This is a genomic window from Thermotoga maritima MSB8 (assembly GCF_000008545.1).
In the GTDB taxonomy this organism is placed as follows: domain Bacteria; phylum Thermotogota; class Thermotogae; order Thermotogales; family Thermotogaceae; genus Thermotoga; species Thermotoga maritima.
In genome coordinates, this window is the sequence record NC_000853.1 from 999,866 (window position 1) to 1,011,662 (window position 11,797).

General features: G+C 45.0%; 5 protein-coding genes. 4 read left to right on the forward strand and 1 reads right to left on the reverse strand.

The genetic code is table 11. The annotated features are described in order from the left end of the window. Positions 1–6: 6 nt before the first annotated feature. The 4 genes from TM_RS05030 to TM_RS05045 are packed head-to-tail and all read left to right on the forward strand — an operon-like array spanning position 7 to position 9,935. The gene (locus tag TM_RS05030; protein ID WP_004080574.1) at positions 7–3,033 is read left to right on the forward strand and encodes a DUF1156 domain-containing protein; all 3,027 of its coding nucleotides are present in this window, start codon (positions 7–9) and stop codon (positions 3,031–3,033) included. After that, positions 3,033–6,404 (forward strand): ATP-binding protein, encoded by a 3,372-nt coding sequence (locus TM_RS05035; RefSeq protein ID WP_004080572.1) that lies wholly within the window; start codon positions 3,033–3,035, stop codon positions 6,402–6,404. Before TM_RS05030 ends, TM_RS05035 begins: the two co-directional genes overlap by 1 nt. Then, entirely contained in the window at positions 6,401–6,910 is a 510-nt protein-coding gene (locus TM_RS05040; protein WP_004080570.1) for a hypothetical protein, read from the forward strand. The genes TM_RS05035 and TM_RS05040 overlap by 4 nt, the downstream gene beginning before the upstream one ends. Then, positions 6,894–9,935, forward strand: coding sequence for a helicase-related protein (locus TM_RS05045; protein WP_004080568.1), 3,042 nt, complete (start codon positions 6,894–6,896; stop codon positions 9,933–9,935). Before TM_RS05040 ends, TM_RS05045 begins: the two co-directional genes overlap by 17 nt. A gap of 24 nt (positions 9,936–9,959) precedes the next feature. On the opposite strand, the gene TM_RS05050 is transcribed toward TM_RS05045, so the two are convergent. Continuing rightward, positions 9,960–11,714 (reverse strand): GmrSD restriction endonuclease domain-containing protein, encoded by a 1,755-nt coding sequence (locus TM_RS05050; RefSeq protein ID WP_004080566.1) that lies wholly within the window; start codon positions 11,712–11,714, stop codon positions 9,960–9,962. Between the last annotated feature and the right edge of the window lie 83 nt (positions 11,715–11,797).

The following is an 11,797-nucleotide window of genomic DNA, read 5'->3' on the forward strand; positions in this document are numbered from 1 at the left end:
TGTACAATGAAAACATTCCTTGAAAGTCTCAAATTCCCGGTCCAGGAAGTAAATAAAAAAAGTTCCGGCGAGAAAGGACCTGGAAGGCCTCCGTACTGGGAGATGGTGTTTTACTGGACGAGGAAACCTCTCGTAGGTGCAAGGTCTGTAATAGCGGGGGCACTGCTTCCCGAAAACGTGGATGAAAATCTATTCAAAGCGGCTGTAAGACTTTCTTCGCCCACACCCCACAGAGAGAACCCTCAAATTCCCGCGGAATTTGCGAAGTACTTTGAAGGGAAAAAGTTGCTCGATCCCTTCGCTGGGTTCGGTTCGATTCCCCTCGAAGGGCTGAGACTCGGCCTTGATGTCACGGCTGTTGAACTTCTACCAACAACCTACATTTTTCTCAAGGCCGTTCTCGAATATCCAAAGAAGTTCGGGAAATCCCTCGTGAAAGACGTTGAAAGGTGGGGTGAGTGGATAACCGAGCAACTCAAGAATGACCCTGAAATCAGGGAGCTTTACGACGATGACGTGGCCGTTTACATCGGAACGTGGGAAATCAGGTGCCCTCACTGTGGGCGGTGGACTCCTGCGATAGGAAATTTCTGGCTGGCAAGAGTTAAGGACGGCAAGGGCTACAAGAGGCTCGCCTACATGAAGCCTGAGAGGAAGGGCGATGAGATTGAAATAAGGGTGATTGACCTCAACGAAATCCTGGACGATATTTCTAAAGCGAATGTTGACGGCAATGAGATCATCTTCGAAGGAGAAAACTACGTGAAAACAGTAGAAGAAGCTGTAAGAGATGGAAAGCTGAAACAGAGTGATGTGAAGATAGATGGAAACACGGTTATCTTCGAAGTTCCTTCGGCGAATATCGAATCAAGACGGGATCAACTCACCTGTCTTATGTGTGGAAATGTCATAAAGTACGCGGATGAAAATGGAAATCACCACATGAAGCTGAAAAACGGGGATTTTTATGTGAAGTTCGCGCTGAGAAAGTACCACGAAGGTGATGAGCGCTTCGCAAGGCAGAGACTGCTCGTGAAGGTGAAAGTCAAGGATGGAGATCTGATCTTTGAACCAGCGACAAAGGAAGACAGCGAAAAACTCTGGAAAGCGAAGGAGAAGGTCAGGGAGATGCTTGAGAAGGGAGATCTGGACGTGCCGAGTGAAGCAATACCTCTTTACGAGAACCGCCGTATTACTCCAATACTCAGTGCAGAAAAATGGTATCAGTTCTTCAACCCCCGTCAGCTTCTCACCCTCATAAAGATCGTGAGGCTGATAAGGGAAGTTGGCAGAAAGGTCGAGGAGGAAAAGATTGCCGAGGGCTGGAATAAAGAAAGGGCATTTGAGTATGCGGAGGCAGTGGCAACGTATTTGAGCACGGCGATGTTGAAGTATGCGTACTACAATTCAATCGTTACCCGGTGGGATTCTACTTGGTGGAAAATTGGGGAAACAATGTCCACCCGTGGAATCGCAATGAATTGGAACTGGACAGAAAGTCCTTGGTTTAGTAGTTTTGGTGGGATGATCAAAACACTCCTTGCAATATTAAGGGGTGTTAAATACCTCACCTCCGCTCTCTCCTCCTCCCAGAGAACCCTTGCGGATTTCACAGAAAACTCCGTTAAAGTTCTCCAGGGCGACGCGACCTCGCTCAACCTTGGAGAGAAGTTCGACGTCATCGTAACTGATCCACCCTATGCAGATGATGTCCCATACACAGAACTTTCTGACTTCTACTACGTCTGGCTCAAAAGGGCTCTGAGCGACGTTGAGAACGGAAAACTCATTCCAAGGTTCCACAAGGAAGCGTTTTTCAAAAGAATCGGCCCCAAATGGGTGGAAATCAAGACCCAGTGGCAGGAATTTGCGAAGAAAGAAGTTTCGACGAATCCGGGTCGTTTCATGGAAGACGAAAACAAAAAGGAGAAAGCCGTCCAACACTTCGAAAACCTCTTCAGTCAGGCCTTCGTGGCCATGAGGGAGCACCTCAAGGACGATGGGGTTCTTGTCACCTACTACGCTCACACAGATCCGGGAAGCTGGATAAACCTCATTGAAGCCGGCTGGAGGCGAGCAAGACTTCAAATAACGAGGGCAATCCCTCTGACAACCGAATCGGAAACGAGCATCGTGAGCAGGGGTAAAATGAGTCTCGACACCTCGATCGTTGCTGTCTGGAGAAAACAGAAAGAGGAAAAAACCGTTCAAATATCGACTCTGAAGGAAGAGATCGAGAGAAAAGCAAAGTCTTCGGCTCGTGAATTCATAGAGTATGGTTATGAAGGACTCGATCTGCTGTACGGTGTGATGGCGGCTGCCCTCGAGGAAGTCACAAAGTACAGAGAAATTTCCTCCCTGAAAGGTCCTCTTACGACAGAAGAAATTTTGAACGAATACGTATATCCCGCTACTATAAGAGGAATTGTGAACGCGATTGCGGAGATCGAAGGAACTGGAACACTCCATTCTGGCACTGCCATGTTCTACACCGCTTACAAGATACTATTTGGAAACGCATCTTTGAGCGCGAACGATATCGTCCTCCTCAGGCTCGCAACATCAACAGATCCGAGTGAGTTGATCAGCAGTGGAGTTCTCAAAGAGAAGAGATCTTCAAGCAGTAAAGAATACACGCTCTACACACCGGATCTTCTCGGCAAGAAAGCTTTGGACACGAAGGAGTTCCAGAAGTTCCTTCATGAAAAGAAACTCGATCCGGTAGAGCCAAAACCAAAAAACAGTGTGGATGTGCTTCAGCTTCTCGAGTACTACTCACTGCTTGGACGCTCCAGAGTGAAAGAGGAGATAGAAAAACTCAGAAAAATGTGGGCTGGTGAGGTAGAAGAGGCCCTTTTTATCGCGAGGCTCGTGTCTGAGTACTACGCGGAGATCTACATCAGGAAAATAGATCCTGTCAGGAGGATGAAAGAAGAGTTCGCTTCAGAGATAGACAGGGAGCTGGAAAAGGACGGATTCCTCGAAGTCGTTTTGATGAGAAGACTCCTGGGTTATGTAGGGGGTGCTGTGTGATGAAATTCGGTCCTTACGAAGTTTGGGAGGACGTTCTGGATGAGAGTTTTGATTCTCAAGTTGCGCCGGAATTAGGGGATGTGTACACCGGTGAAGCGCCGGAGATATACAGAGATCCGAAGGAGTTTTTCAAAAGGACGTATTTCACCGATGCAACGGTGGAGATATTGAAAAGAATCCTTGATACATTCGAGGGAAAAGAGAGAAGAAACATATTTCTGATCTACTCTCTCTTCGGTGGTGGAAAGACGCATCTGCTCCTCACCCTGTATCACGCCTTCAAAACACCTGAAGCTCTGGAAGACCCAGAGGTCCTCGAGGGATACATTCCCGAAAAAAGAGAAACCATAAGAGAACTGGCAGAGAGGATAAAGCTCCTTGGAGAAAGCGTAAAGGTCGTTCCCGTGTATGGTAAGGGAAGGGTAGGCCAGCCAAGTATCCCTCTGAACGTGGACCCCTACAGTGTGAAGACGATCTGGGGGTACATAGCACATTCCCTCGGAAAGTACTCCATCGTCGAGAAAAACGACAAAAATCTCACGGTGCCGGACATAGAAACCCTGAGAGATCTGTTCAAAGGTGAAAGAGTACTGCTTCTAATCGATGAAATTGCGGATTACGTTGACAACCTTCACAACTCCGGAGCAGAAGAGGACCGCCGCTACGCGGGAAATGTGGACAACTTCATCGACAGACTTTCCTCTGCTCTTTCAAATTCCACGAGTTCTATGGTGATCACACTTCCCATGACAGAGGAAAGAGGCAATCTGAGAACTCAGGAAGAATACAACCACAGTGTTGTAAGGGCTCTGTGGGATGCTGTCAGAAGAGTTGGTGGGGCTGATTCTTACACACCTGTGAGAACCGTTGGCATAAACGACGAGCTCGTCGAGGTCTTGAAAAAGAGGATATTCAAGCATGTGGATCCCGATATCCGAAGAAGAACCCTGGAAAGAATAAGATCTGAAACTAATGATGTGGAAATCTTCGGTCACGGAGGATTCGCTCAGGAAATACCCAGAACCTATCCGTTCCATCCCGAATACATACAGATTCTGAGAACGATCATAGAAAAGACGGATCTTCAGAGAACGAGGGACATGATCAGAATAACCAGAATCGTTGTGAGAAACCTGATCGATCGCTACGAGAAAGAGGGATTTGCACCCGCTATCATACTTCCTATTCACATCGATCTTACAAACGACAGAATAAGGGGAATGCTCTTTGGAGAAAAGTCGAAGTTCGCTGATTACGCTTCGATTATAGATGCTGAACTGGTCAACGATGAGAAGTACAGAGCTTTCAGACATCCAGAGCTTGCAAGGATGATTCTCACTTACATCTTTTTGAGAACATATCCATTCGATGCACCGACTCCTCTAAATGATTTCCCAACGCTGACCACTATATCGAGAGCGATCTACGACCCCGAAACTTTCTCCAAAAAACAGTGGATTCCCGCTGATATAAAAGACACCGTCGAAGAGATAGAATCCCATCCACACTTCGTCTTTCTGAACAGAAAAGACGGTGTTTTCTGGTTCTGGAGAGTTGCCAACGTGACAAAGATGGTTGACAGCAAGACTGAAGAGCTCATCCAAAGTAACTATGGTGAGATCTGGAACCAGCTTGTCCGATATGTGGACCAGTTAGTGAGGGAGAAGAAGAGCATCGCAACAACAAGAGGTAAGGGATCCACTGTAGAAGAACACGTGAGGTTCTTCGAACAGGTGATCGTTAGCAAAGAACCACAGGAACTTATGGACAATGAAATGTACAAGCTCTTCGTACTGGTGAGTGAGGATGTCGATGAGAAATTACTGAAAGGCATTGTGTTCCAGATCGGTTCTGGAAGCAGAACTTACAAGAACACTGTGGTTGTCTGTTATCCCATTCCGGGAACGATGAAACATCTGATAATGACGACGGCAAGAGATATGGCATGCCAGAGGGTGATGGATACGGTAAAAGAGATGTATGGAAAGTATGGAGAAGACGTGGTGAAAATACAGCTGAACCAGCTCAGAGATATAAGAAACAGGGCCCTTGAAGACCTTGAGAATCAAATTGTGGGCTCTTTCAGAAAAGTAGCTTACCCGGTTAAAGATGGTATAGACACCGCTGACGCTCCTGCCAGCTCGAAATCTGTTGTCGAAAACGTGTATTCTGCTCTGAAAGGCAGAGGAAAGATCGCAGAGGAATTCGATTTCATCGAATTCGCTAACTGGTTGAAAGAAAACATCGGCCTCAATATTCTGAAACCGGAAGGATACTGCGTGTCAGAACTGAGAAAAATCATCTGTTCGAATCCCTCTGCACCCATGGTGGACTTTGAGAATCTCAAGAAGTCGATAAAGGAGGCTGTTCGAAAGCTCAAGATCGGCCTTGAAAGAAAAGGAAAGATACTATTCAAAAGGGTCTATTCGGAGATTCCCGACTTTGCACAAGAAAGCGGTGTGGAGATCTCCAAAGTTGAGCCCGATGACATAATTCTGCCAGCTAATGAAGCCCTCAGAAGACAAGTCTGCGAGCTTTTGAAACAGGAAAAGGATGAGATTAGGGATGGAAAAAGATATCGCGTGTGGTACGAGATTTATCTTCCGAGTTCGGAATTTTCAGAGCTTTTGAAGAACCTGGTTACTGTGGAGAACGAGGAATGTCAGATAGGGGACGAAGAAGCCGTTATGTACGGTTTAATCCTGGAAAAAAAGGAAGAAGTGGAGATTAAAAAAGGAGAATTCGACCTTGAGGTAGCCCGACGAAGCGTTGAAGGAAAACCGGGCGAGAAAGTAGAGATCCCCGTTAGGATAACCGCTTTTGGTGATGCCGAGATCGAACTCTCATCCGAATACGGGGAACTTTCCTATCAGAACGTTTTTCTCAGAGAGGGTGAATCTCTTGAAATTCTATGGAATATGACCATACCGTCTGAGAAGAAAGTTGTGAAGATAGAGGCAAAAAGTGAAGAGAAAATGATTCCCAAGGAGATCGTTCTTGTACCGAAAGTTGAATCGAGTGTTCTTGAGACAAATACCTTGGACGAAACTCACAAAGGAATGTTTCTTGTTTCCGTGAAATCCATCAGAGATCTCGATACACTGAAATCTCTACCAGAGGACTTCGAAGGAGTGGTGAGTGGTCGTCTCGAAACGGAAAAGCCTGAGTGGAAAGTTCAGTTCAGTGAAACCGACAGAAAAACTTTTGAATACATTGCCGGTGAGCTCGAAGATTTTCTGGGAACAAAGGCTTTGCTCGATGTGAACTTCCGTTTGTCGGAACCACAGATGATCAATGACCTTATCTTTGAGAAACTGAAACCTCTGAATGGAAAAGTATCATTCATTCTAAAGAAAGGAGATCAGAAATGAACAGTGCGATCGAATACCGCATATCTTTGAAGTACGTCAAAAAGTCCACTCTTCCTGTGAAGAGAACTCAGAAGCTGGCGGAGTTCGTTCCGGTTTTTATCGCTGGAAAAAACGGTAAAGAAGAGCAGATACCCGGGAAAGCAGAGGCACGTGCGAAGGTGTTTTTGCCAGAGTTTTTGAACTTTGCGAAAAAAGTAGGAGCGATACACGATGAACAGATCAGCCTTTTTCAGATGGAAAATGATCGATCCAGAAAGCTTGTACTGAAGGTCTCGGATGACTACGCGTACTTGAGATTGATGATCTACGGTGTTTTGATGTCTGTTTTGAAGAATCCTGTGGAGTGGGGGTATCTCGAGGATCTCGTTCTTTCAATGGAACCTTTAACTCTACGGTTCTGGGGCTCGAAGATAAAATACACTTTCTGGAAAGCCAAGAATCGGAGAGTGCTGAATTATCTTGCAAGGCGTATCCTGGAGGTAGAAAGGCTTGGAAAGGTTACCTGAGGTCATACTCAGAAAAGTTACACTGAGCAATCCCGCTCTCTTTTATTCCTCGCTGACTTCTCCCTCGAACAGAAGGAGAATAGAAGCTTTCAAGCATCAGTTTCAGACGCTCTGTCATGCCATGCTTTCAAGGCCTGTGAGAATTCTAATAGCCGATGAGATAGGCCTCGGAAAAACCATCCAGGCTCTTGCAATAGCGAGATATTTAGAGCTTCAAGGTGAAGCAAAAAAGATTCTGATCCTCGTTCCCAAGATCCTCAGAGAGCAGTGGAAACAGGAGATAAGAAGATTGGGAGGAAAACCGGTTGTCATAACGAATGGAAGCGAAGTGGAAAGAAAACTTCTCAGAAAGGCTACTTTTAATAATGCTGCCGAGTATTTTGTGGTGTCAATCGATCTGGCAAAGAGTCAAAACCATTCAGAAAAGTTCTCGGCGATAGATTGGGATCTTCTAATCGTTGACGAGGTTCATAATGTAACTTACAACACACAGAGATACAACTTTTTGAAGAGTCTGATCGAAAAATCAAAAGAGGACCTCAACATCGTATTTCTCTCCGCAACACCGCACAGAGGTAATCCGAAAGACTATATAGAAAGGCTCAGACTCCTTGATCCAACACTGACAGCCGATTGGAACGCTCTGGACAGCGAGAAGTTCTACAGAAGAACTCACGGGGTTCTGGTTTTTCGTCGAACAAAAAAGGTTGTCAACGATCTGGAGAAGAGAGAGATCTTCAAAAAGTGCGATTTCAACGCTGTGATAGTTGATATTACCGAAGAAGAAAAACGTTTCTTTGAGGAACTGGATGAAGTGCTCTTTGAAATGGTCAAGGATGTTCATATGAACTCTCCTGTTGCTCTTCTTGCTGTACTTTTGAGAAAAAGAGCGGCTTCGAGTTACGAATCCGCTTTGAAAACTATAAACAACATCATCAAAAATCAGTATTCCGGGGCTTCAGGTGAAGACGTGCTGGAAGATCAGATCAAGCAGATATTCGGCCTCGGGTACGATGAGATGGAACTGGAAGAAAATTCAGAAATAGACGATCTGATCAGTAGCATAATAAACAGCGTGGCCAAAAGATACCCTCTTGATAAAGGACAGATTAACGCGTTAGAAAAGATCCTGAAGATTGGAAAGGCCATCGGAAAAAACGACAGCAAGTTGAAAACTCTTGCCGAAGTTCTCGCATATCACCTGAAGAAAAACGAAAAGGTGATCGTATTTACAGAATTCAAGGACACACTGGAATACCTTAGGAACAATCTTCCAACACTCCTCGAACAAGAAGGTATTCACCTTTCTGAGGAAAAGGATATATCTGTACTTCATGGCGGAATGAAAAGCGAAGAAATAGAAAAACAGGTGGAGAAATTTGCAAACGATGGAAAACTACTGATCTCAACCGATGTGGCATCCGAGGGATTGAACCTGCAGGTGGCAAACATCCTGATCAATTACGAAATCCCTTGGAGTCCGATAAAGCTCGAACAGAGGGTGGGAAGAATCTGGAGACTGAATCAGACAAAAGAAACGATCGCTTACACCCTTCTTCTCAACCACGAGGCAGATCTTCAGATACTGGAAAGCCTTTATCAGAAGATCCTGAACATAACTGATGCTGTTGGAACTGGGCCGAACGTTGGTAAGCCAGTTTTTGGAACGAGAACGCTCAGTGGAAATTTCGAGTATCGGCTGGAGAACGTTCAGGACGAGGAAACTTCGGATTCTCCTGTGTCCGAGTTCGAACTGATGCTCTCTGCCATCAAAAGGAGGAATTTAGATGAACAGACAAAACGTATAATCAGCACTTTGAAATCTCTCAGAACGAAGATCGAAGAAGTCGTTCCTTTGAACACCTGTAATGAAATTCAAGAAGAACTGAACAGTGTTCTTTTACCTGACGATATGGAATCGGAGATCGTTTTCGAGAAACTTAAAAAGTACATATCAGTTTTTGAAAATAGTTTTATCAATAGTATAGGTTCATACCTTTTTAAAATTCTGACAGATAGAATACATGAACCACTTCTGAACGAGAAGTGTTTAAAAATAGCCGTTAAAAATGAGTCAAAAGAATACAGACTTTTCCAGGTGGAAGTCATCGATCGAGGAAGAAAGATATACGAGTATCCTGTACTAATTGAAATCGGTGGAAACGTTTCACCTCAGCTCTACCGTGGTACTTCTCTTTTGGAAAAGCTGGCAGATGTGTTTTCAAAAGAATGGTTCGTTATTGAATGGGCAAATCCAAAAGAGAAGATGGATATTCAAACCGCGAAATTGATAGATCGGAGTGCCAAAGATTTACAAAGCATCATGGATAAACACACGGACTATGACATTAAACTGAATGAATCTCTCATGAAAACAGACTCACTGTTCAGAAGGTTGAACACGAGGTCATCTGAGATTTTGAGAGTTGAGGGTTTATCCGACAGGGAATTTTCCGTTTTTAAACTACTCCATCCTTCCATTCTTGAAATCCTTGGTCTTTCTCTGGACAGTATCGAACTTCCACCGAGCGACTATGAAAAATGGATGGAAAGAAGCTTCGTTCCGCTCGAAGATATTCTTGAAAGTGAAAGAAAAGCCATGGAAATAGTTATGGACATAGAAAAGAAGCGTCTAATTGAAAAGTATGGGGAAAGCTCTGACTGGAAGGTAGAGGATGTTTCTTTGAAGGAACACTACGATATAAAGGTCTCTGAACCAGAAGGTGAGAAGTACATAGAAGTCAAGGGACACAAACCCTTGTGGCTGTCCGCTGAGTTGACCGCGGCTGAGCACAGATTCGCAAATGACAATCGGGATAGATACTGGATCTACATAGTTTCCAACCTTGGAGGTAAAAAGCCCGTAATTTTAAAGATCTTCAGCCCGTTCGATGATGAAAAAAGAAAAATATACCTGGTTCACGAGAATAAAGACATTGATATCACCGAAATATTTGGATCGACAATAAAAACAAAACAACGATACGTCATTTCGCTCGGACAGAAAATATACCGCAGGAGATGATTTCTTCCAATTAGACTGACTTTTTCACTTCAAACTCTCAAACCCTTTTCGAATGATTTCTGCCATTCGACGTCGGCGTTCCTCCAAAAATGTCCAGTAATCCATGTTGTACCAGCCTTCGGGCAGTGCATGGTACCAGTACATTTCTGTGAGTTTATCGGGTGGGAAACGACGTTCATACTCGGGTGCGTAATCTGAGGGAGGGCGATCTCCTATTTCAACGTTGTCGTGCCATTCTACTAGTGCGAAGTTGGCAACCTGGTTTATGTCGTGGTTATCTTTGATGCCCAGTTTTTCAAGGTATTTGCGTGGAAAGAGATGGTGTCTTTCCAGGGCTGATCTGTGTGATTGTGATGTGGGATCGAGCAGATCGCGAACTTTCATGGATGAATAAAGTACCGGAGCGTCGAGCAAACAGAGAGCTGCGAAAAAGGCATATTGTCCCGGGTTGCGAGCGGAAGCTGTGGCCAATTCGTTGGGAAGCGTAACGTTCCAGTAATCATTTGTTAGAACCGCCGATATTTCCTGTTCCAGTGTCCGAACGAACTCTTCTGAACTGGAACAGCCTCGTATCAATGTGAGATCCTGTTCCATACGAGTTTCAGCAGAAGAGGAATAACGGCTGGTGAGCGAACTCATGAAGAACCATCGTGCCATCAAATCGCGAAGGGTGTGCTGGTCCAGACCAAAGTCTTGTTTGCCGATGAGCCAGAGGGAGTAAGTGTAGACCAGTGCCATTTCAGAGGTAATAAGACTGTGATGAATATATCCGGCACGTTTTATAACTTTCAAAAAGTCGTGCCAGTTTTGCAGGTTGAGAACTTCTTTCTGTGCTTTTTCCAAGCGATCAAACTGTTCGTCGCGACGTTCCGGTGAGAATTCACCGGTTTGAAGATCCTTGCCCCGTAGAATGGAATAAACGTATTCCAACCGGGCACGACGAAAAGCCAGTACTACATCGACTCTCAGTAGCTGATCTGGCTGGGGTTTGAAGTATGGGTTATAGGGTGAAGGACGATTATCCGAAGGTGGATTCTTAGCCCGCCGGCAGAATTCTTCCAGTTGTTTTCGCCCTTCATCCCAGAAAACGGACATCAACGTCAGGATGAAATCGGCCTGATTGAGTGTACGACCTCTGCTGTTTATGCGAACAAAGATCTCAGAAACCTGTTCTTCTGTGGCGCTGGCAGAAATTTCCAGAGCGGTCATTGGATAATTGACGAGGTTGACCAGCTTTTGAATGGATCGAGGAATCCGCTGCCGTTCCTCTTCGGTTAGACCACGCCGTTCTTCCAATCTCTTCATGAAACTGGAGATAAAATCGTACAGCGCGAAACCTTCCTGCCACAGGATACTGATATCAGATATCCAGGTAGGATCTCGTTCAATAGATGTATTGGTGACCTCGAATTTTTCTTCCAACGGATTGAAGGCTATTCTCAAGCGCCGTTGTCGAAAGTTCTTGTCTACGATGGGAACACCCTTCATTACGGAGTAAAGGGCAGTGAGTCGCTGTTGACCATCTACAACGAGCAGGCGAGGCACTTTCTTCTTGGGGCCTGTCCCGATAGTGCGGTGTTCACCAGGGAAACCATTTTCCCAGAAAAGAAGAGTTCCAATAGGATAGCCACGGTACATAGAATCAAACAGATCACGCACACGCGTTGTATCCCAGACGAAGGGCCGTTGAATATCAGGAAGACCTATTTCACCGCTATCGATATTCTCTAACAGTCCACCTACACTGTAATCTACCTTCTTGAACAAAAGACCGTTCACGATTTTTCCCCCAATCTCCTGGAAGAGGTAGATTCTTCACTCTTGATCCGTTAGAATTTTAACTAATATAGCTGTTTATCACA

Bases quoted from the DNA above. Each gene is read 5' to 3' on its own strand.
- TM_RS05030 (WP_004080574.1), top strand. From the start codon at position 7: ATGAAAACATTCCTTGAAAGTCTCAAATTCCCGGTCCAGGAAGTAAAT.
- TM_RS05035 (WP_004080572.1), top strand. From the start codon at position 3,033: ATGAAATTCGGTCCTTACGAAGTTTGGGAGGACGTTCTGGATGAGAGT.
- TM_RS05040 (WP_004080570.1), top strand. From the start codon at position 6,401: ATGAACAGTGCGATCGAATACCGCATATCTTTGAAGTACGTCAAAAAG.